The sequence below is a fragment of the Pseudomaricurvus hydrocarbonicus genome, assembly GCF_011602365.1.
Taxonomy (GTDB): domain Bacteria; phylum Pseudomonadota; class Gammaproteobacteria; order Pseudomonadales; family Cellvibrionaceae; genus Pseudomaricurvus; species Pseudomaricurvus hydrocarbonicus.
In genome coordinates this window covers 122032-143358 of the sequence record NZ_JAAONZ010000013.1, presented here as the reverse complement: position 1 = coordinate 143358, position 21327 = coordinate 122032, and the positions used below count along the sequence as shown (strand labels likewise).

18 protein-coding genes are annotated in these 21327 nt (G+C 56.8%); 9 read left to right on the top strand and 9 right to left on the bottom strand.

What is annotated here, in order from left to right; all coding sequences use genetic code 11:
- The first annotated feature begins 107 nt into the window (after window positions 1-107).
- From G8770_RS15835 to G8770_RS15815, 5 genes are all read left to right on the top strand, one after another.
- Window positions 108-2279, top strand: coding sequence for a 3-hydroxyacyl-CoA dehydrogenase NAD-binding domain-containing protein (locus G8770_RS15835; protein WP_167188920.1), 2172 nt, complete (start codon window positions 108-110; stop codon window positions 2277-2279).
- Window positions 2280-2388: 109 nt separating this feature from the next.
- Window positions 2389-3159, top strand: a complete 771-nt coding sequence (locus G8770_RS15830) for an SDR family NAD(P)-dependent oxidoreductase (protein WP_167188918.1) — start codon at window positions 2389-2391, stop codon at window positions 3157-3159.
- Between the two features lie 91 nt (window positions 3160-3250).
- Window positions 3251-4390 (top strand): CaiB/BaiF CoA transferase family protein, encoded by a 1140-nt coding sequence (locus G8770_RS15825; protein WP_167188915.1) that lies wholly within the window; start codon window positions 3251-3253, stop codon window positions 4388-4390.
- A gap of 85 nt (window positions 4391-4475) precedes the next feature.
- Window positions 4476-5267, top strand: a complete 792-nt coding sequence (locus G8770_RS15820; RefSeq protein ID WP_167188912.1) for an enoyl-CoA hydratase/isomerase family protein — start codon at window positions 4476-4478, stop codon at window positions 5265-5267.
- A gap of 247 nt (window positions 5268-5514) precedes the next feature.
- Window positions 5515-6432 (top strand): alpha/beta fold hydrolase, encoded by a 918-nt coding sequence (locus G8770_RS15815; RefSeq protein WP_167188909.1) that lies wholly within the window; start codon window positions 5515-5517, stop codon window positions 6430-6432.
- 62 nt (window positions 6433-6494) lie between these two features.
- Here the strand turns inward: G8770_RS15815 and G8770_RS15810 are convergent, their stop codons facing one another.
- Together G8770_RS15810 and G8770_RS15805 are read right to left on the bottom strand one after the other, a co-directional pair.
- Window positions 6495-6800 (bottom strand): 2Fe-2S iron-sulfur cluster-binding protein, encoded by a 306-nt coding sequence (locus tag G8770_RS15810; RefSeq protein WP_167188906.1) that lies wholly within the window; start codon window positions 6798-6800, stop codon window positions 6495-6497.
- A 39-nt stretch (window positions 6801-6839) separates the two neighbouring features.
- The gene (locus G8770_RS15805; protein WP_167188903.1) at window positions 6840-7712 is read right to left on the bottom strand and encodes a LysR family transcriptional regulator; all 873 of its coding nucleotides are present in this window, start codon (window positions 7710-7712) and stop codon (window positions 6840-6842) included.
- Window positions 7713-7892: 180 nt separating this feature from the next.
- Here G8770_RS15805 and G8770_RS15800 point away from each other — a divergent pair, with 180 nt between their 5' ends.
- The 3 genes from G8770_RS15800 to G8770_RS15790 all read left to right on the top strand — a co-directional run bounded on the left by G8770_RS15800 (window position 7893) and on the right by G8770_RS15790 (window position 11704).
- On the top strand, window positions 7893-9086 hold the full coding sequence (locus tag G8770_RS15800) for an acyl-CoA dehydrogenase (protein ID WP_167188900.1): 1194 nt from the start codon (window positions 7893-7895) through the stop codon (window positions 9084-9086).
- Between the two features lie 19 nt (window positions 9087-9105).
- Window positions 9106-10308: a CaiB/BaiF CoA transferase family protein gene (locus G8770_RS15795; RefSeq protein WP_167188897.1), complete on the top strand. Its 1203-nt coding sequence runs from the start codon at window positions 9106-9108 to the stop codon at window positions 10306-10308.
- 307 nt (window positions 10309-10615) lie between these two features.
- Complete coding sequence (locus tag G8770_RS15790) at window positions 10616-11704, top strand: type I asparaginase (RefSeq protein WP_167188894.1); 1089 nt, start codon at window positions 10616-10618, stop codon at window positions 11702-11704.
- A gap of 112 nt (window positions 11705-11816) precedes the next feature.
- Here the strand turns inward: G8770_RS15790 and G8770_RS15785 are convergent, their stop codons facing one another.
- A complete protein-coding gene (locus G8770_RS15785) occupies window positions 11817-13487 on the bottom strand; it encodes an alanine/glycine:cation symporter family protein (RefSeq protein ID WP_167188891.1) in 1671 nt (556 codons plus the stop codon).
- A gap of 575 nt (window positions 13488-14062) precedes the next feature.
- On the opposite strand from G8770_RS15785, the gene G8770_RS15780 reads away from it, so the two are divergent.
- A complete protein-coding gene (locus tag G8770_RS15780; RefSeq protein ID WP_167188888.1) occupies window positions 14063-14380 on the top strand; it encodes a hypothetical protein in 318 nt (105 codons plus the stop codon).
- A gap of 38 nt (window positions 14381-14418) precedes the next feature.
- Here G8770_RS15780 and G8770_RS15775 read toward each other — a convergent pair whose 3' ends face one another.
- The 6 genes from G8770_RS15775 to bioF form a co-directional block, all read right to left on the bottom strand.
- Window positions 14419-14844 (bottom strand): Hpt domain-containing protein, encoded by a 426-nt coding sequence (locus G8770_RS15775; RefSeq protein WP_208022297.1) that lies wholly within the window; start codon window positions 14842-14844, stop codon window positions 14419-14421.
- Between the two features lie 2 nt (window positions 14845-14846).
- A complete protein-coding gene (locus G8770_RS15770) occupies window positions 14847-15032 on the bottom strand; it encodes a DUF3094 family protein (protein ID WP_167188885.1) in 186 nt (61 codons plus the stop codon).
- 164 nt (window positions 15033-15196) lie between these two features.
- A complete protein-coding gene (locus tag G8770_RS15765) occupies window positions 15197-16987 on the bottom strand; it encodes an acyl-CoA dehydrogenase C-terminal domain-containing protein (protein ID WP_167188882.1) in 1791 nt (596 codons plus the stop codon).
- 661 nt (window positions 16988-17648) lie between these two features.
- Window positions 17649-18341 (bottom strand): dethiobiotin synthase, encoded by a 693-nt coding sequence (gene bioD, locus G8770_RS15760; protein WP_167188879.1) that lies wholly within the window; start codon window positions 18339-18341, stop codon window positions 17649-17651.
- A 144-nt stretch (window positions 18342-18485) separates the two neighbouring features.
- Complete coding sequence (gene bioC, locus G8770_RS15755; protein ID WP_167188876.1) at window positions 18486-20057, bottom strand: malonyl-ACP O-methyltransferase BioC; 1572 nt, start codon at window positions 20055-20057, stop codon at window positions 18486-18488.
- On the bottom strand, window positions 20054-21325 hold the full coding sequence (gene bioF / locus G8770_RS15750; protein WP_167188873.1) for an 8-amino-7-oxononanoate synthase: 1272 nt from the start codon (window positions 21323-21325) through the stop codon (window positions 20054-20056). Before bioF ends, bioC begins: the two co-directional genes overlap by 4 nt.
- Between the last annotated feature and the right edge of the window lie 2 nt (window positions 21326-21327).

The window sequence follows — 21327 nt, the reverse complement described above, 5'->3', positions numbered from 1 at the left end:
ACCTACCGGGTCGAAGTTAAGACACAGGATCTAGGTCGAAGTTAAGAACAAAAGCGCCGCTGAAAACAGCAACGCAAAGGCAAACAGAAGACATAAGGTAAGCAAACATGAGCGAGAACATACACGGCTTTATTTACGAAAAAGACACTGACGGCATTGTTACCGTGACCATGGATATGGATGGACCGGTAAACGCCATGAACAGCCAGTACCGCGACGCCATGCAGAATACCGTGGCCAAACTGGAAACCGAGACTGACCTGACCGGTGTCGTGCTGGCCTCGGCCAAGAGCACGTTTTTTGCCGGCGGGGATCTGCGCGAGCTCTCCAGTGTTGCCAAAGGGCAGGAAGAGCAACAGTTCCGTATGATTGACGATGACATCAAGGCCCCCCTGCGGCGCCTCGAAAAGCTCGGCGTCCCGGTGGTTGCCGCCATCAACGGTGCCGCGCTGGGTGGCGGGCTGGAAATCTGCCTGGCCTGTCACTACCGGCTCGCGCTGAACACCCCAAAAGTGCTGATCGGTCTGCCCGAAGTCACCCTCGGCCTGCTGCCCGGCGGCGGCGGTGTGGTGCGTTCGATCCACATGCTGGGGCTGGAAAAAGCCCTGCCCTTACTGCTCGAAGGCACACGCCTGAACGCCGCCAAAGCCCTGGAGGTAGGGTATGTCGATGCCCTGGTGGATGACGCAGATGCCTTGATCACAAGCGCCAAGGCGTGGATCAAAGACCACCCCAGCGCCTGCACCCAACCCTGGGACCGCAAGGGACACACCATACCCGGGGGCAACGCGTCCAACCCGGCGGTCAGGAACCTTCTGTCGGTGGCACCCGCCATGACCCTGAAGAAAACCCGCGGCTTGTTGCCCGCCCCCGAGCGCATTCTGGCGGTGGCCGGCGACACCATGTCGGTGGATTTTGACACCGCGCTGCGCATTGAATCCCGCGGCCTGGCCTTCCTGATCACCACGCCGGCAGCGAAAAACATCATCACCGCCGGCTTCTTCCAGATGAACAGCGTTAACGGCGGCGCCGCGCGTCCCAAAGACGTTGAGCCCGGCAAGGTTAAAAAGGTCGGCATCCTTGGCGCGGGCATGATGGGACAGGGTATTGCCTTCAGTTCCGCCATGGCGGGTATCGAGGTGGTACTGAAAGACCTCAGCCTCGACGCCGCCGAGCAAGGCAAGGCCTACACCGCCAGGCTGCTAGACAAACAAATCCAGCGCGGGCGTAAAACCGAAGACGACAAAAACACCGTGCTTGGCCTGATCAAGGCCACCGACAGTTACACCGATCTCAAAGGCTGTGACCTGATCATCGAAGCGGTGTTTGAGAACATTGAACTGAAAAACAACGTCACCAAAGAAGCCGAAGGCTATCTGACGGAAAATGGTGTTTACGGCAGCAACACCTCGACACTGCCCATCAGCCAGCTGGCAGAAGCCAGCGCCAAACCCGAAAACTTCATCGGCATTCACTTCTTCTCGCCAGTGGACAAGATGCCATTGGTGGAAATCATCTGCGGTGACAAAACCAGTGACACCACGCTGGCCAGGGCCTTCGATTACGCTCGCCAGATCCGCAAAACCGCCATCGTCGTCAACGACTCGCTGGGTTTCTTTACCTCTCGCGTGTTTGGCACCTACCTCGACGAAGGCGCACGTTTGCTGACCGAAGGCCACGATCCGGTACTGATTGACGCCATGGGCAAGCAGGTCGGCATGCCAGTTGGACCGTTAACCGTGCAGGACGAAGTCAGCCAGGAGCTGACTCGCAAGGCGGCAGCAACCCACCGCGACATGGGGGTACTCGGCAGCAACAGCGATTGCGCGGTCAACATTGACCTGTGTGAAACCATGGTCAGCCAATTCGGCCGCGGTGGTCGCTACCACGGTGGCGGCTACTATGAATACGCCGAGGATGGCAGCAAAACCGTCTGGCCAAAACTGTACGAGCTGTACTACAACGCCAACGCCAGTGTTCCCCATCAGGACATGAAAGAGCGTCTGCTGTTCCGCCAGGTCATTGAAAGCCTCAAGTGTTTGCAAGAGGGCGTACTGCGCTCAGTGGCCGAAGGCAATGTCGGCTCCCTGCTGGGCATTGGCGCCCCCGCCTGGACCGGTGGCTTTCTTCAGTTCGTCAACACTTACGAGCACCATCAGGACACCGGTCCGGCGGCCTTTGTGGCACGTGCGAAGGAATTGGCGGAGCGTTACGGCGACCGCTTCACCCCTCCGGCCATTGCCGTTGAAAAAGCCAGCGCCGGCGACAGGTTCCAGTAGTGAGTGGTGAGGAATCACCGCTCATGCACGAACTGAGAACTCAACCTTTAACAACCATCACGCGTGCGGCTGCCACGGACGTCGCACGCGCAACAATCTGGAGAGTATTATGGACATCACCGGTAAAACCGCTATCGTCACCGGAGGCGCATCCGGGCTGGGATTGGGCACCGTTGAGCTGTACGCGGCCAGCGGCGCCAACGTCGCCATTTTTGATCTGAACGAAGCCGCTGGCCAAGCCATTGCTGATCGTCTCGGCCAGCAGGTGGCTTACTACCATGTGAACGTCGCCGATGAAGCCTCTGTGCAAACCGCCATCGACGCGGTAGTGGAAAAATTCGGCGCCCTGCACATCGTCAACAACTACGCCGGCATTGGCCCGGCCTGCAAAACTTACGGCAAGAACGGCCCCCACCCCCTCGACACCTACATGAAAGTGGTCATGGTCAACCAGGTGGGCACTTTTAACGTGGCCCGGTTAGCCGCGGAAAAAATGGCCCAGAACGATCCGGTGAACGACGACGGCGGTCGCGGCGTGATCATCAATACGGCGTCGGTCGCTGCCTACGAAGGCCAGATTGGTCAGGTTGCCTATTCCGCCACCAAAGGAGCCATCGTCGGCATGACACTGCCCATGGCACGCGAACTCGCGCCTTACGGCATTCGCGTCAACACCATCGTCCCGGGGCTGATCCACACCCCGCTGTTTGACACCGTTGACGAGTCCTATTACAAGTCTTTGGAAGCGTCGACCGTGTACCCCAAGCGGCTGGGCAAACCGGCGGAGATTGCCAAGTTGTCCGCCCACATTGTGGACAATGATTACATCAACGGTGAATGCATCCGGATGGACGCCGCCATTCGCATGCAACCCCGGTAAAAACGCGATAACGTTACAGATCATTCCAATATCGATGCGCCCGCTCTGCGGGTGTATAACATCGAATCACACTGCATTAGAGGAGTTCACTATGGGCCCATTGTCTGGTTATCGGGTGATTGAGCTGGCGGGTTTAGGTCCGTGCCCCATGGCCGGCATGCTGTTGGCGGACATGGGGGCCGAAGTCATCTGCATTGATCGCGGCGGCAACCTGCCTCCGCTGTACACCGAAGACATGAGCCGGCGCGGCAAGAAATCCATTGTCGTCAACCTCAAAAGTCCGCAGGGTCGGGAAACGTTGCTCCAACTGATCGCGACCGCGGATGTCTTGATCGAAGGTTTCCGCCCGGGGGTCACTGAGAAGCTTGGCATTGGCCCGCAAGATTGCCACGCCGTCAACCCGGCGCTGGTGTACGGCCGCATGACCGGCTGGGGACAAACCGGCCCACTGGCCCACAACGCCGGCCACGACATCAATTACATCTCGATCACCGGGGCGCTGCACGCCATTGGGGTGAAGGGCCAAAAGCCGGTGGTGCCCCTGAACCTGGTGGGTGATTTTGGCGGCGGCACCATGTTCCTGGTCAGCGGGGTGCTCGCGGCGTTGCTGGAAGCCAAAAATTCCGGCAAAGGCCAGGTGGTGGATGCCGCCATGGTCGATGGTGCCGCCAACCTGATGTGGATGTGCCACAGTTTTCACGCCTCCAACATGTGGAATTTTAACGAGCGCGGCGTCAACATGCTCGATGGTGGCGCTTTCTACTACGACACCTACGAAACCGCCGACGGCAAGTACGTGGCGATTGGCGCAATCGAACCGCAGTTTTTCACCACACTGGTGGAAAAAGGCGGACTGGACCCTGACATTTTTAATCTGCACACCCAGAACGACGCGGATCAATGGGACGCGAAAAAAGCCATCCTCGCCGAGGTCATCAAACAAAAAAGCCGCGATGAATGGTGTGCCCTGCTGGAAAACACCGACGCCTGCTTCTCGCCGGTGCTCACGGCCCACGAAGCCTTTGACTACCCACACAATCGCGAGCGTGACGCCTACATTGAACTGGATGGCTATAAGCAACCGGCACCGGCACCGCGCTTCAGCCGCACCCGCTCGGAAGTCCGCCACGGCCAACACCCGCCCGGGCACGATACCCGGACCGTGCTGGAACATCTGGGGCTGTCCGGCGACGCCATTCAAACCCTGCTGGAGCAGGGCGCGGTTGAATAAACAATCGCCAACGGTTTGCCCCGACCCAAGCCCTCTCGGAGATCATAACGCCCTGATAACAATAAGCTCATAACAGGAAATTGCCATGAGTCGTTTTGAAACGCTGACGTACACATTGAACCACCAGATCGCCACCATCACCCTGAATCGCCCCGAGGTGCGCAACGCCTTAAATCGGCAAATGCGCAGCGAGCTGGTCACCGCCTTTCACGACGCCGGTGATGACCCACAGGTTCGGGTGATTTTACTGGCCGGCGCCGGCAAAGGGTTTTGCGCCGGTGCTGACTTGGGCGAACCCAGAACAGGCAGTGACGCGGAGGGTTTTATCACAGAGCTGATGCGCCGCGAATACAGTCCACTGATCAAAGCCATCGCCAACGCCCCCAAACCGGTGATCAGTGTGGTCAACGGTGCTGCCGCTGGTGTGGGTGGCGCACTGGCCATGGCCTGTGATCTGATGGTCATGGCGGAAGACGCCTACCTTTACTCCGCGTTCGGCGCTATCAGCCTGATCCCCGATGGCGGATCGCACAAATTCCTGCAATCGTACCTGGGGTCCAAAAAGGCCTATGAGATGATTGCCTTTTCTCAGCGCCTTAGCGCACAACAGTGCGAAGCGGCCGGCATGGTTAATCGCGTGTTTCCTGCCGGGAGTTTACTGCAGGACGCACTGACCTGGGCCGCAGCGCTGACCGAACAAGCCCCCCTGACCTTGCGGTTATCCAAACAGATCCTGCAGCAAACCGCCACAGAAAATCTGGATGTCTGCCTGGAACAAGAAGCGCTGTTGCAAAACATTACGTTCCGCAGTGAAGACTTCGAAGAAGGCAGCAAAGCCTTCTTCGAAAAACGAAAGGCCGTTTTTAAAGGTCAGTGAACCTGCAACTGAGCCAGAGGCAAGCCGCTCCATCGAATGGACCGATGACACATTCAGCAATCGGCAATCGGCCGGGACACACAAATTGATGACAACGGGTCAACACATACAAGAGAGTGATTATTGCTAAAATTAATGTAACTCTTCGGAAAACCGCAGGTTAGGATTAGCCAAGTTTGTGGTTGATCGCGCTCTTGATCACCGCATGTTTTTTCCTGATCCAGAAATCAACCGTCCCGGGCTTACCATGACACAAGCAACCATTAATGACCTCACCCTCGAGTACGAAACGTTCGGCAACCCCAAGAACCCGACCATTTTATTGATCATGGGATTGGGCTCGCAGTTGATTCACTGGCCAAAAGATTTTTGTCAGCAACTGGCAGATCGACATTACTTTGTGATTCGCTACGACAATCGTGACGCCGGCTTATCCACCAAAATGCAGCACGCCAAAACGCCCAGCATGAAACGAGTGGCGTGGTCTTTACTGTTTCGATCGACCCCCAAATTGCCCTACACGCTGAAAGACATGGCGCAGGATGCCGTGGCGTTATTAACCTATTTGAACCGGGAAAAAGCGCACATTGTGGGGGCGTCCATGGGCGGCATGATTGCTCAACTGGTGACCATTCATTTTCCCCAGCGGGTACTGTCGTTAACCTCGATCATGTCCACCACTGGCAACCGCTCACTGCCGAAACCGGATCCGGCTGCCATCGTCGCGTTAACACCGCCCAAAGCCACCGTTGATCAGCAAGCCATCATTGAACATTTGACGGGGGTCTGGAAAATTCTCATGAGCCCCGGCTACCCCTCTACCGATGAAGATCTGCGCGCGCACACCGCCTTCGCATTTCATCGCAATTACTGCCCTCAGGGAACCCGGCGGCAATTGGCAGCGTGCCTCTGCGCACCGGACCGGCGCAGTCAGCTGCAGCAGTTATCGGTACCAACCGCGGTAATACATGGCTCCGCGGACCCGCTGGTGCCGTTCGCGTGTGGCGAAGATACTGCCCGCAACATTCCCGGCGCAGAATTGTTTGCCATTGAAGGTATGGCCCATGATTTTCCGGAGACCCTGATCCCTCGCATAGCCGGGATCATCGAATCGGTGATCAAACGCAGTCAGGCAGTTTCTCAACAGCGGGCCAGCGAACAATAGGTCAGCGAACAACAGGTCAGCGAATAGCAGCATAACCTTGAGTAACAGACCCCGCTGTGGCTTTATTTTTTGGGCAGCTGCAGCGGCACATCGCTGACAATGACATCCGTTTGTGCAAAAGCGATACAAGGCAGGATAATGCCTCTGGCAATATCTTCTTGCCAGAGCGCAAAGGGCTGCCGCTGCTTATAGGTAATCTCACCAGCCACCAGCTGACAACGGCAAATTCCGCAAGCCCCATTGCGACACGCCTTACGCACGGGCAGCTGGTGCTGGTGCATAAGCTCTAACAAGCTAATGTCCTGATCCGTCTCCAGCGCATAAACCGCCTCAGGCGGAGTGAGAATTGAAACGCTGTATTTTTTCATAACCGCCACACCAGCAATTGCCTTCAAAAGTATTGGCCATCAGTGTGCCTTGGCAGCCAACCATTCAACGAAAGCCTGATGGGCTTTCGAGATACTGCGTCCACGCCGGACCGCAATGCCTAAATTTACCCGCACTGCAGGCGACAAGGGCACCGCAAAAATGCCCGACTCCTGTGCCGCCATCATTGCCAGGCCAATGGTGGCGCCATGATTTTGTTTTACCAACTGCATCAATAACGGCAGGTAGTTCGTCTGCAACCGAATATCCGGCTCCACTCTTTGTTCAGCACACAGCTGATTAAACTGTTGGCGGATGAAATAGTCACTCTCATACAGCACCATGGATTGATGGCTGAGTTCGCTGACCGTGACCTGTTTTTTGTGCCGTAACGCATTACCTTCACCGACACACAACATCATCTTTTCGGACACCAGCGGCACAACCTCCAACGCCACATTGTCCTCAGCGTTGGTTACCACCCCCAGTTCAATCCGGTCATCGAGCAACATCTGCTCAATCTTTTGCGTCCCCGCCTGGGTGACACTGGCGGTCAGGCCAGGATGCAGGTCCAGAAATTGACCCAGCAGCTTCGGCAGAAAATAGGTACCGGCCATGGCCGGGCACGCCAGCTTGATTTCCCCCCGCAAGACCCCCTGCAGTTCGCCCACGGAAGCCGCCAATTCGTCCACCTGGCGCAGGATCTGCTCGGCCTGGGCCAGCACTCGCTGCCCTTCGACAGTGAGGCGCAAATCTCGCCGATCGCGGATGAATAACGTTGCCCCCAATTCCTCTTCCAGCTTGCGCACCGCGATGCTCACCGGTGGCTGGGCCATGTGCAGCTGTTCGGCAGCCCGGGAGAAATTTTTCAGGTGCGCCACCTGCACAAAAATTTCCAGTTTGCGAAGATCCATAAACAGCCTGCCCCACCACCATATAAATATTATATAAAAATAATACAAAACATATATTTATTATAGAGACATTACCTTTGCTATGGTAGCTCCACTTAAGCACATCCCTGGGTGTGCCAATACCTGGCGCTCACCCAAGCGGTAGCCAGCCCTGACAACACTCTGACGGAGCCCTGATCCATGACATCAACCACCCCTTCCAACTCCTGGCAAAAAATGAACTGGCAGGACCCGTTTTTGCTGGAACAACAGCTCACCGACGAACAGCGTCTTGTCAGGGACACGGCCCGCCAATACGCCCAGGAAAAGCTGTTGCCGCGCGTGCAGCAGGCCTTCCGCGATGAGCACACCGACCCGGCCATCTTTCGAGAAATGGGCGAGCTGGGGCTGCTCGGGCCCACCATTCACGGCTACGGCTGCCCCGGGGTGGATTACGTCAGTTATGGCTTGATTGCCCGCGAGGTGGAAGCCGTCGATTCCGGTTATCGCTCCATGATGAGCGTGCAATCGTCTCTGGTGATGTACCCCATCTACGCCTACGGCACCGAAGCGCAGCGGGAAAAATACCTGCCCAAGCTGGCCAGCGGAGAATTCATTGGCTGCTTCGGGCTCACCGAACCCGACCACGGCTCTGACCCCGGCAGCATGGTGACCCGCGCACGCAGCGTGGACGGCGGCTATAAGCTCACCGGCGCCAAGATGTGGATCAGCAACAGCCCCATCGCCGATGTCTTTGTGGTGTGGGCCAAAACCGATGACGATGTGATCCGCGGCTTCATTCTGGAAAAAGGCATGGCCGGTTTAAGCGCTCCCAAGATCGAAGGCAAGCTGGCGTTGCGCGCCTCCATCACCGGTGAAATCGTCATGGACGAGGTGTTTGTCTCGGAAGAGCAGCTGCTCCCCAACGTCCAGGGCTTGAAAGGCCCCTTTGGGTGTCTCAACAACGCCCGCTACGGCATTGCCTGGGGCGCCCTGGGGGCCGCCGAGACCTGTTGGCAATCGGCCCGCAACTACACGCTGGAACGCAAACAATTCGGTCGCCCACTGGCCGCGACCCAGTTGATTCAGCTGAAGCTGGCCAACATGCAAACGGAAATCAGCCTGGGCCTGCAGGGCTGTCTGCGCGCCGGGGAGTTGATGGACAACGGCAACATTTCGCCGGAATTGATCTCCCTGATCAAGCGCAATTCCTGTGGCAAAGCGCTGGACATCGCGCGCATGTCGCGGGACATGCACGGTGGCAACGGCATTTCGGATGAATACCCGGTCATGCGTCACATGGTCAATCTGGAAGTCGTCAACACCTACGAAGGCACCCACGATGTGCACGGCCTGATTCTGGGCCGCACGCAAACCGACATCCCAGCCTTTTAAACCCGGAGAAACTGGCGACATGAGCAGTGCATTAGCAGGGCTAAAAGTTCTGGATCTCTCCCGGGTACTGGCCGGCCCCTGGGCCAGCCAGACACTCGCCGATCTGGGCGCAGAAGTCATTAAAGTCGAGCGCCCCGGCCAAGGGGACGACACCCGCCACTGGGGGCCTCCGTACATGCGCGATGACAACGGTGACCCCACCGCAGAATCCGCGTACTTTATGGCGGCCAATCGCGGTAAACAATCCGTGTGTATCGACATCACCACCGCGCAAGGCCAACAGACCCTGCGCGAACTGGCGGATCAATGTGACATCCTGCTGGAAAATTTCAAGGTGGGGGGAGCCGCAAAATACGGGCTCGACTACACCACCCTGTCGGCCCGCAACCCGCGTTTGATTTATTGCTCGATCACCGGCTTTGGTCAAACCGGACCCTACAGCCATCGCCCCGGCTACGATTTTTTAGTGCAGGCCATGGGCGGTTTGATGAGTGTGACCGGTGAACAGGATCACCTGCCGGGCGGCGGGCCCCAGAAAGTCGGGGTGGCCCTGACGGACATCATGACCGGCCTCTACGCCACCATCGGTATTCTTGCTGCGGTGCATGAGCGGCAAACGTCCGGTCTGGGGCAACATGTCGACCTGGCCTTGCTGGACGTGACGGCTGCCACCCTGGCCAATCAGGCCACCAATTACCTGGTGGGCGATACGGTGCCGCAGCGCCTGGGCAACGCCCACCCCAACATCGTGCCCTACCAAAGCTTTGCCACCGCCGATGGCCACTGCATCATTGCCGTGGGCAACGACCAGCAGTTTCAGCGCCTGTGCACCGCGCTTGGCCTCAGCCCGCTGGCCAGCGACCCGCGGTTTGCCACCAATGCCCAGCGTGTCGCCCATCGCGAGCTGTTGATTCCACAGCTGCAGGAACCGTTAACACAGCGCCGCCGGGATGAGTGGTTAAGCGTGTTCGAGGCCGCAGGGGTTCCGGCGGGCCCGATCAACACCATTGAAGATGTGTTTAATGACCCGCAGATTGAGCACCGTCACATGAAAGTGAACGTGCCCCACCCGCTCAACGGTCAATTAACGCTGCCGGGCAACCCCATCAAACTGTCGCGCACTCCGGTGCAATACCGGCAACCGCCGCCCAGACTGGGGGAACATACCGCCACTGTGTTACGACGGTTTGGCACCACCAGTACCGATCAGGAACACCACTAAGGCCGGTCCATCAACTTCTAGCGTCAAATCTCTACCAGGCCCCCGGGGGTATAACCCCCGTGGCTGCTGAAATACCCCGGGGGGAGGATAGCCCATAAGCCCCCAGCCCATAGGCACCCTTAAGCTCCCAGCCCATAGGCACCCTTAAGCTCCCGCGCTACAATAGCTCTTTGACACGTTTTTCTACAGACCGGGTCAGTCCACGAAACCGGTACACACAACGCAGGCGGGCTCAGTCAAACACAGTACCCGGACCAACTCTTCACCATGAACTCTTCGCCATGAACTCTTCAAAAGCACTATGACCATGCCTAAAAAATCCATCTACGTTGCCTATACCGGCGGAACCATTGGCATGAAACCTTCAGGCCAGGGCTATATCCCGGCGGAGAACTTCCTCAGTGCACACCTGCAATCCATGCCGGAATTTCAGCGCCCGGAACTGCCCGAGTTCACGCTGCAGGAATATCACCCGCTGATCGATTCAGCCAATATGAGCCCGCGGGACTGGCAGGTGATTGCCGATGATATTGCGGCACATTATGACCGCTACGATGGCTTCGTGGTGTTGCACGGCACTGACACCATGGCCTACACCGCCTCCGCCTTGTCGTTCATGCTGGAAAACCTCAACAAACCCGTGATTGTTACCGGCTCACAAATTCCCCTGGCGCAATTGCGCTCGGATGGCCACGCCAATCTGCTCAACGCGCTGTACATCGCGGCCAATTACCCCATCGCGGAAGTGGGTCTGTTTTTTAACAACCGCCTGTTCCGGGGCAACCGCAGTGTCAAAACCCACGCCGACGGCTTTAATGCGTTCGAGTCGCCCAACTTCGGTCCGCTGCTGGAGGCCGGCATTGACATCACCCTCATCAATGGGACTTTGATCGATGGCTCTCAGATCAACGACAGCTCGATCAGTGATAGCGACCGGCCCCTGAATACGTCGCTGCCGGCCTGGTCTCAACCACCCGCTTCACCACCCTTAACGGTGCAACAAATTCAACCCCAGGCCATCGGCGTAGTCACTCTCTACCCGGGCATCTCATCGGCCATCATCGACAACCTGTTGCATCAGCCGCTGGCGGCCTTGATTTTACAAAGCTTTGGGGTCGGCAATGCGCCCCAAAGCGACGACTTTTTAGACCCCCTGAAACGCGCCACCGGGCAGGGCACCATCATCATTAACTGCACCCAGTGCCTGCAGGGCAAGGTCAACATGGAAGGCTACGCCACCGGCAACGCCCTGGCCCAGGCCGGCGTCATCAGCGGCGGCGACATGACGATCGAAGCGACACTCACCAAACTGCACTACCTGTTAAGTCAAAGCCTGAGTGTCGAGACCATCAGAACCCTGATGACTCAAAACCTGCGCGGCGAATTGAGCTCATAGAGTTCCAGCGCAATTGCGCTTGAAAAGCTAAAGCGGAACGTCTGGCCCTTAACGCCACAGCCCCGGCAAGACCGGGGCTGTGGCGTGATCGCGAGCGGTGCCTTTCCGCTCTTTATCGTTTCTTGTCCGCATCCATATGCTGCCAGTACTGCGCCACGCTGTCTTTCATGTCCTTGCGCAACAACATGATGCCCAGCAGGTTCGGCAATGTCATCAGCACCAGAGTCACTGCGGTCAGGTTCCACACCAGGGTCGTATCCGAAAATGACGCCCAGAAAAAACCCGCCACATAACACACCCGGTAGGGCATCACCCCCTTTTGCCCCACCAGATAAATCATCGCCCGGTCGCCGTAATAGGACCAGGCAATGGTGGTCGAAAAGGCAAACAGCAACAACCCAATCGACACAATGTACTGCCCATATTCCCCAAAGAAACCCTGCTTAAACGCCAGGGTGGTCAGCTCTGCCGAATGCACCAGGGATTTGCCCGTCATGGCAATGTCCTGGTTCTCCAGCAAGCCATCACGCACGTGCAACACGCCGCTGTAGGGTTCGTCCGCACTCCCAACGCCGAAGCGAACGTCTTCAGCCACAGAGCGGGAGCTCAATACCGTGTACCCAGAAGTGACCGACACGCCCGCCACCACCTCGATACTGCCGGTAAAGGTTTTCACCTCATTTTCACCACGATTGAGAAAATGGAACAGGTGCTCGCGGTCGTCGACCACCGTATCGCTGTATTCGCCCATCAGGAAGGTGGTGTCCGCACGCTGAAAATGGGTTTGATGTTTTTCGGTCCAGACGCCAGACGACAAAATCACCAGCCCGGTCAACGTACAGATGATGATGGTATCAATGAAGGGTTCCAGAATTGACACCATACCTTCAGACACCGGCTCTTCGGTTTTGGCCGAGGCGTGTGCAATGGGTGCCGACCCCTGGCCCGCTTCGTTGGAAAACAGCCCCCGATTGACACCGCGGTTAAACGCGTAAGCGAAGGTCGCCCCCAGAAACCCACCGGCGGCCGATGATCCGGTAAACGCGTCAGCAAACACCGACGTCAACGACGGCAACACATTTTCCAGATTATAAAAAATCACTCCCAGCGCACCCACCACATAAATCACCGACATCAGCGGCACAATTTTTGAGGTCACTGCAGCGATACGGTGGATCCCACCAATAATCACCAGCGCCAGCAGCACCGCCAATACACCACCGGTGAGGATGGGTTCGACACCAAAGGTGGTTTGCATGCTCTGTGCAATGTTATTGATTTGCGGCAGGTTACCGGTGCCAAAAGAACTGATGACTGCGGCAATGGCAAACACCACGCCCAGCCATTTCATATTCAGCTTCTTTTCCATGTAATACATGGGACCGCCCGCCATGGTGCCGTCTTCCGTTTGCTCCCGGTATTTATGAGATAGCGTGACCTCGACAAATTTGGTGGTCATGCCGAGAAAGGCGGTCATCCACATCCAGAACAACGCCGCGGGCCCACCGAGAAAAATGGCAAAGGCCACCCCGCCGATGTTGCCTGTACCAATGGTGCCCGACAGTGCCGTCGCCAGTGCCTGAAAGTGTGTGGTATCCCCCTTATCTTCCGCTTTATCGTATTTCCCGGCGACCACTTTCCAGGCATGACCAAAATATCGCACCTGCGGAAACTTCAAATACACCGTGAAAAAAGCCCCGACCCCCAACAGCAGATACGGAAAATACACCGCTGACCCCAAATAACTGTCCAGAAACAAAAAAAAGCTGTTAATGCTGTCCAAAAGTACACTCCCTAGTCGTTCCAGTGCCATCGTCAACCTTAATCGGCACGCGACAACCCCCGTGTATCATGATTATTGAAACGCGCCTTAGTGGCCCAATCAGCGCCGGAAAAGCCTCCCCCCAAAGAGCAAACGTTACTGGAATTAACGTAACATTACAGCCAAAATTCTTCGCCCCCTGCACTAACGTCAGGTTAATTGTGGATGAGAATATCAACCATCGCGCTATATTAATGAACCTCCTCCTGTTCAACAAATCCGTCAAACTGGACGTGCAAAGCCGCTAAAGAGAGCCAACAGCCTGATTTGATGGTAAATTGAACAATGATTTTTGGGCCAAAGCCCTCTAAAATGAAGTATTAAGATCCAATTGCAGAACGGTTGCGGGTAAACAAAGCGCCTTTAGTCGTCAGTACACAAAGCGTAATAGCCAGTAAACAAAGCGCTTTTAGTCAGTAAACGAAAGAACCATCTGCCAGTAAACAAAAACCGTTCGCCGGTAAATAACGAGCCACCGGCTCGTTAACAGCGGACCACTAGCGAGTCTACACAGAGCCATTAGTTATCCAAAAGCAATGAAACCACTGAAAACCAAAGCGCAAATTCGTCAGGAAATTGATGATCAGGTACGCAAGTTCCTCTCTCATGGTGGTTCTGTGGACGAGTTTAAAGCAGGTGAAAGTGGCCGAGAGGTCAACAGTCCGCTGCCAAAATCCCCTCACATTGAGCGCAACTCGCAGACCCGCACCCCGGTTTTGTCTGAAATCCAGGCGATTGAAGCCCGCCGCCAGAAACCCAAACGGGTACCGACCCGACATCACAACAACCAGAGCCGCAAAACGCTGTTAACCGATGATTTTGGAGAACCACTGCGCTGGGTTTCAGAGGATTAGCCTCTGGTGACGCTCCGCCACAAGCCGGTCGCCACGGGTTAAGCATCCACCACTGCGTCAATAGCTTCTATAACTTTGGCCATCAGCAGCTGAACACGCAGCTCCAGGGCCTGCAGCTTATCCCAGCTGCCATCCTCCGCCAGCTGCTCCAGCACCTCACACTGATCACCAAGAGCAGATGCGCCGATGGCACGGCAAGACGACTTGAGCTTGTGAGCCAGCGCCCGGACTCCACTGCGGTCCTGTCCGGCAATCGCAACCGACAACTCCTCGACATAGGGGTCGGCACAGCGCCGGAACTCCTCCAGCACGGCAGATTGCATCTGCCGGTCGCCGGCAAACAGGGCATTCAACACCCCCACGTCCAAAATAAGACGGCTTTGCAACTCACGGCCCCCCGTATCTTCTCCTCCGACCTGTTTAGCACCGGCCAGCCGCCCAGTCTCCGGACGCGAAGTCGACACGCTCAGATCACTCCGTGATTAATCGCCAACCAGTAACTGATGGCGCTCATCACCCCCAACACCAGCCAGATAAAGGCAAACAACCGCCAGACTCGAAACGGTTTTCGATCCGTTTGGTGCACACCCGAGGTCAAATATCGATCGACCCTTTGCTGATCTTCCGGAGACAAACGCTTTGCTGCAGGCACAGGGAGACTCCTTTACCACATGTGAAGCTCCACTCTAGCACAACACCCCCATAAAAAAAGACCCCGGGGCCAACGGCACCGGGGTCAAAACCAACACCTGACCCATGTCAGGCAATTGATCAATAGAGAGCGCTCAATTCTCTCTGAAACTGTTTACGTCAAACTTAAAACAGGTCCGCATCCAGAGACATCAACGTATCGCTGCCCGCCAAAATGTTCACACTCAGGGATCGGGTGGCCGGCAACTGACGCTGGAAGAAGAAGCGGGCAATTTTCAGCTTGCTTTCATAGAAATCGACATCGGCACTGCCTTCATTGTCCAGGGCCACTTTCGCCATCATCGCCCACATGTACGCGTAAGCGGTGAACCCGAACAAATGCAGATAATCATTGGCCGCCGCACCCACCGCGTTGGGGTCTTCTTGCGCTTCAGCAATGACTTCTTCTGTCACCGATTTCAAGTTACTCAGTTCACTCTGCAGTGGCTCAATAAACTCGGCCATCGCTTCATCATCGCCATTGGCATCAATGAACGCCTGCACTTCGCTGGCGAAGATGTCGAAGAATTTGCCGCCGTTGGCAACGACTTTACGGCCCATCAGGTCCATCGCCTGAATACCGTTGGCGCCTTCATAAATCTGGGTAATACGCACATCGCGTACCAGCTGCTCCTGGCCCCACTCGCGGATAAAGCCGTGGCCGCCAAAGATTTGCTGTCCGGTCACAGTGACTTCCAGCGCCTTATCAGAAATAAAGGCTTTCGCCACTGGTGTGAGCAGAGCCACCATGGCATCCGCGGTCTTTTTAGCGTCCGCATCACCGCCGAACTTGGTGATGTCCAGCCATTTGGCCACATAGGTTGAAAACGCACGCGCCCCTTCCGTCTGTGCACGCATGCTCAACAACATGCGGCGTACGTCCGGGTGCACAATGATCGGGTCAGCGGCTTTTTCAGGGTTCTTCGCCCCTTCGGGGCTGCGGCTTTGCAGACGATCACGGGCATATTCGACGGCATTTTGATAGGAACGCTCCGCAGCGCCCAATGCCTGAATACCTACCACCAGTCGCTCGTAGTTCATCATGGTGAACATACAGGCCAGGCCTTGATTGACTTCACCGACGAGCCAACCTTTGGCGTTATCAAAATTCATGACACACGTGGCCGAGGCCTTGATGCCCATTTTCTTCTCAATGGAGCCACAGCTCAGGGAGTTACGCTCTCCCAACGAACCGTCCTCGTTCACCATGATCTTGGGGACCAGAAACAGGGAGATGCCTTTCGGGCCCGCTGGAGCATCCGGCAGCTTGGCCAAGACGAGATGGATGATGTTCTCAGCCATGTCGTGCTCACCCCAGGTAATAAAGATTTTGGTACCGGTGATGTCGTAGGAGCCATCCGCGTTTTCGATGGCCTTGGTACGGATAATACCCAGGTCGGTACCCGCATGAGGCTCGGTCAGATCCATCGCACCGGACCAGACACCGGAATACATATTCGGCAGGTATTTTTCCTTCAGCTCGTCCGAACCGTGCGCGTTGAGAGACAGGCAGGCACCAGCGGTGAGCATGGGAGCCAAACCAAAGGACATGCTGCCCGACTGCAGCATCTCTTCCACCTGGGCGGTCAGGGTTTTGGGCATGCCCATGCCGCCATAAGCAGGATTACCACCGAGACCGTTCCAGCCGCCTTCACAGAAGGCCTGATACGCTTCTTTGAAGCCTTCAGGTGAAGTCACTTCCCCGTCGTTCCACGTTGAGCCCTGCTCATCGGATTCACGGTTAAGAGGTGCAACCTCCTGCTCAATCAGCTTGGCCGCCTCTTCCAGGATGGCGTCGGCAGTTTCAGGGTCTACAACCTCCTGAGTGCCGGGCAGAGAAGCCCACAATTTGTCTGCTTCGAAAACTTCATTCAGTACGAAACGCATGTCGCGCAAAGGCGCCTTATAGTCGGCCATCTCTGTCACCTCTAAGATTATTCATCAGGAAATTGGAATGTTTGAGCCATGTGCTTCGTCAAGGGGGTTGATGCAAGATAGAGACCACGCCTTTGGAAGGCAGGTCATTGAGGCATGCTGACGCCTGACTCAACTCAACAACGGTTTCAACGCGACACTGGTTATGGCACAACAACAGATTCTGCCTAAAATTAAAACAAACAACCGTTTGAAACACAAGTTTATTTTCACCCCAGTGACCTGTTGCTCGCGCTTATTGGGCCAACCGGGGTAATCCCTACGGGGTTAATCCACATGAGTTTAAGCTTAGCTGGACCGACCCACTTACGCCAAACAGGGCGCTGCCAGAGGCCGTATGGTGCGTAAAGAGGGCAGAAGAGAGTAGTCCAGGCCTGGTGTCAGACCCGTTCAATGCCAACTCAAGGTGCATATCGGTATCCGAGACTGGACTGGACTGGACTGGACTGGACTGGACTGGACTGGACTGTAATTCAGGATGATTTGAATGAAGGGTGGCTTCAATAAAGATGACTTCGGCAGCCGGCTGGATAACGCTGAACCCCCGCCCGTGGCGCCGATCAGTACCTGACAAGGGGATACCCCGCTGTACCCTCAGCGCAACAGCATCAACGTTACAGTGACTACACCATAAAGGGGGCGATTACTTACCGGGAGAAAGCGCAGCCAGGTCCAGGTGATCAGCAACCTGCTGTTTATCCGCCGCGGCCAGAAAAGGCACCTCGCCCAGGCAAGGCGCAGCCAGCAAGGCGCGCAAGGTCATCATATTTTCGGCATAACAACTCATCTCCGGGTCGATGCGATTGGCCACCCAGCCGGCCACCCGCAAACCGTCTCGCTCAATGGCCTCCACCGACAACAGGGCGTGATTGATGCAGCCCAGCTTCATCCCCACGACTAAAATAACCGGCAAGTTCAACTCCATCGCCAGATTCGCCAGCGTCTCCCGGGGGTTCAGCGGTACGCGCCACCCACCCGCCCCTTCGACCAGCGCCAGATCACAGGCCTGGAACAGCACACCGCTACAGAAACCCGCCAGACGCGACACCGACAGCTGTTTGCCGGCCTGCAGGGCCGCAATGTGAGGGGCAATGGGTGGTTCAAGGGCCACCGGGTTCACCTGTTCATAGGGCAGATCCAGCGTCATGGCCTCCTGCAGCGCCAGCGCATCGCCGTTGCGCAAGCCGTCTGGCGTGCGCTCACACCCCGCCGCTACCGGTTTCACGGCCGCCGTGGTGAGTCCCTGCTGACGGGCTTTTTCCAGAATGCCGCAGGCCACCAGAGTTTTACCCACATCGGTATCGGTACCGGCAATAAAGTATTTTTGCTTAGCCATGGATTGGATTCGCTCGCTGTAAATTCGTTGACTGTCGGGGAGAAGCGCTCACGGTCGCGATAATCTCTCTCTAAGTACCTTGTTGTTAAGGATCTTGCTCTTAAGAACCTTATTCTTAAGTACCTTGCTCTTAAGAACCTCTCTCTAGTGAGAGAGCTCCAGATAAAACACTTCGTAGGTGGCTGGCAAGTGTCCATCGGTGTGTCGAAACTGTTCGTAGGCCTGCTTGAATTGGGTGATGCGCTGGCGGCCGGTCAAACCGGAACTCTGACCGTGATTCATGTTGTGCGCTCCCAGGGTTTTCAGTTCGTAAGTTAACTCACGCACCTGCTGGTAGCGCAGAACGATATGTTCAGTCTGCCAACGCTCCAGGGTTAACCCGCTGTCAGCGATGGCCTGACGCACGCTGGCTTCGGAGGCAAAGTGATTGACGTGGGTGTACTTGTCTACCTCGCTCCAGGCGGCGCGCAATTCGTGTAAGGTTCCCGGCCCCAGGGTTGCCAGAGACAAACGGCCACCAGGTTTGAGGACACGTTTCAACTCCGCAAACAACTGCGGTAAATTCGCACACCACTGGATCGCCAGCGAAGAAAACACTCCAGACAAACACGCATCCGCTAACGGAATCGCTTCGGCATCACCGCACAACCACTGAATGTTGTCACAGCCATGGTGCTGGCGGGAATAGCGAAGCATGCCCTCGGACAAATCCAGCCCCAACACCGACTCACAACGCGCCACCAGCTGCGGCGTAAAATAGCCGGTGCCCGAGCCCAAATCCAGCCAGTGCCCGGCGCTGTCGGGCTGCACGGTGGATAATAAATTATGCCCAATTTGACGCTGTAAGCCTGCCACGGAATCGTATTTGTCCGCCGCTCGACCGAAGGATTCCGCCACCTTGCGTTTATCGACCGCGTAATGAACCGCATCCACAAAGGTCAGAATCTCGGCGCTCACTCGCTCTGGGCGGGACCAGTGCAGCGCGTGGGCACAGCCATCTAGCAGCTTTATTTTTTGCTGTCGATTCAACAAGCCCATGGCTTGCGCCGCCGCACCCGGAACCAGCGCGTCGTCCTCCGCCAGCAGGTGCAGCCCGGGTTGAGACAGGCCGGCAAAGTACTGGCGGTTGTCGAGGTCGTCCAGCCAGCTCAGCGCCACTCGCCAACTCAGCTGTCTGGCCCCCGCCTGCAACCAGGCGGCCTGAGCTTGCTGACGCAACGATTTCAACAAGCCACGCTCATTGTCGATATCACCTTTGGCCGTTAATGCGGCAAAGCGCTTTAAGGTCAGCTCCGCCGACTGGGTAAACCCCTGGGCAAACGCATCAAACTCATGGCGCGGCATCGCGCTTGGCCACTCTTGCGAGGCCACAAATTTCAGATTGCTCGCTAACGTAATCAGGCCCAGGACCCGCTGTGGGTATTGCGCCGCCAGTCGCGTTGCCAACATCCCGCCCAGCGACCAACCCAGCAGCAGAAAACGACGGGGCAGCACTGCCATCAGACGGCCACAAAAATCGTCCGCAGTCTGAATCATTTCCAGTTCGCTGCCACGGCCAAACCCCGGCAGATCCACCAGGATGACATCCAGGGTTTCGTTTAACCTGTCCAACAGCGGTTGCCAACTGCGCGAGTCGCAGCCCCAACCGTGCAAAAGCACCAGCGGTTCGGCGTATGCGCGTGACGATTGCGCCGGTAATGTCTGCAGAGTAATCATGAAGTTGGCGTCAACTCCGGCAAGGACTTGACGACACCTTCCAGCGCTGCCAGCAAGCCTGCCACCTGCCCGGCAGAGTGTGCGGCCGACAACGTGATGCGCAATCGGGAGGTTCCCTGGGGCACGGTTGGCGGACGTATTGCGCCCACCCAAAAACCCTGGGCCCGCAGCAGCTCGGAGACGGTCAAGGTAGTGGCGGCATCACCAAACACCACCGGCTGAATGGCGGTCGGTGACGGCATCAACTGCAAGCCCAATTGTGTGGCGCCGGTGCGGAATTGCTGAATTAATTGCTGCAGATGTTCCCGGCGCCAGGCTTCTTCCTGAATCACCTGCAAACTGGCGCGAGTGGCGGCGGCCACCGCCGGCGGCATGGCGGTGGTGTAAATATAGGGCCGCGCCTGCTGGACAAGCGTTTCAATCAACACCTCACTGCCGGCCACAAACGCGCCAAACGAACCGGCGCCCTTGCCCAGCGTGCCCATCACAATCGGCAGCTGTTGTTGGCTCAGAGCAAAATGTTCAGCGCTACCGGAACCCGATGCTCCCAGACAACCAAAGCCGTGGGCATCGTCCATCATCAACCAGGCATTGTGTTTCTGAGCCAGCTCAGACAATTCCGGTAACGGCGCCAGGTCGCCGTCCATGCTGAAGACACCGTCCACCACCACCAACTTGCGATCACCGTCACTGCGGGCTAATTTTTTGTCGAGGTCCGCGAGGTCGTTGTGCAGAAAGCGCTGAAAGCGGGCGCCGGATAACAGACCGCCATCTAGCAGGGAAGCGTGGTTCAGTTTATCCTCGAACACCGCATCGCCCTTGCCCACCAACGCATTGATGGTGCCCAGATTGGCCATGTAGCCGGTGGAAAACAACAGCGCCCGATCGCGCCCCATAAACACCGCCAGCTCATCTTCCAGCGCGTGATGTTCGAGGCTGTGGCCGCTGACCAGATGCGAAGCACCACTGCCGACGCCATAGTGATCCGCCGCGTTTTTAAACGCCGTCACAATAGAGGGATGATTGGCCAGGCCGAGGTAATCGTTGCTGCAAAAATTGACCAGCTGCTCACCATCCACCGTCACCAGTGCCCCCTGGGCACTGCTGAGGGTACGGCGACGGCGATAAAGGTGGGCCTGCTTGCGGGCTTCCAGCGCCGGAGCCAGGGCAGTCTCTAGTGAAGAGTTCGACTCCCGCGAAGAGACCGCTTTCGGCGCAGAGGCAGCTTCCTGCGAAGGCGTAGCCTGCGGCTTTGGGTTATTGCTCATAA

Excerpts from the sequence above, each read along its gene's own strand:
- G8770_RS15835 (WP_167188920.1), top strand. The coding sequence starts at position 108 with ATGAGCGAGAACATACACGGCTTTATTTACGAAAAAGACACTGACGGC.
- G8770_RS15830 (WP_167188918.1), top strand. The coding sequence starts at position 2,389 with ATGGACATCACCGGTAAAACCGCTATCGTCACCGGAGGCGCATCCGGG.
- G8770_RS15825 (WP_167188915.1), top strand. The coding sequence starts at position 3,251 with ATGGGCCCATTGTCTGGTTATCGGGTGATTGAGCTGGCGGGTTTAGGT.
- G8770_RS15820 (WP_167188912.1), top strand. The coding sequence starts at position 4,476 with ATGAGTCGTTTTGAAACGCTGACGTACACATTGAACCACCAGATCGCC.
- G8770_RS15815 (WP_167188909.1), top strand. The coding sequence starts at position 5,515 with ATGACACAAGCAACCATTAATGACCTCACCCTCGAGTACGAAACGTTC.
- G8770_RS15810 (WP_167188906.1), bottom strand. The coding sequence starts at position 6,800 with ATGAAAAAATACAGCGTTTCAATTCTCACTCCGCCTGAGGCGGTTTAT.
- G8770_RS15805 (WP_167188903.1), bottom strand. The coding sequence starts at position 7,712 with ATGGATCTTCGCAAACTGGAAATTTTTGTGCAGGTGGCGCACCTGAAA.
- G8770_RS15800 (WP_167188900.1), top strand. The coding sequence starts at position 7,893 with ATGACATCAACCACCCCTTCCAACTCCTGGCAAAAAATGAACTGGCAG.
- G8770_RS15795 (WP_167188897.1), top strand. The coding sequence starts at position 9,106 with ATGAGCAGTGCATTAGCAGGGCTAAAAGTTCTGGATCTCTCCCGGGTA.
- G8770_RS15790 (WP_167188894.1), top strand. The coding sequence starts at position 10,616 with ATGCCTAAAAAATCCATCTACGTTGCCTATACCGGCGGAACCATTGGC.
- G8770_RS15780 (WP_167188888.1), top strand. The coding sequence starts at position 14,063 with ATGAAACCACTGAAAACCAAAGCGCAAATTCGTCAGGAAATTGATGAT.
- G8770_RS15765 (WP_167188882.1), bottom strand. The coding sequence starts at position 16,987 with ATGGCCGACTATAAGGCGCCTTTGCGCGACATGCGTTTCGTACTGAAT.
- bioD (WP_167188879.1), bottom strand. The coding sequence starts at position 18,341 with ATGGCTAAGCAAAAATACTTTATTGCCGGTACCGATACCGATGTGGGT.
- bioC (WP_167188876.1), bottom strand. The coding sequence starts at position 20,057 with ATGATTACTCTGCAGACATTACCGGCGCAATCGTCACGCGCATACGCC.
- bioF (WP_167188873.1), bottom strand. The coding sequence starts at position 21,325 with ATGAGCAATAACCCAAAGCCGCAGGCTACGCCTTCGCAGGAAGCTGCC.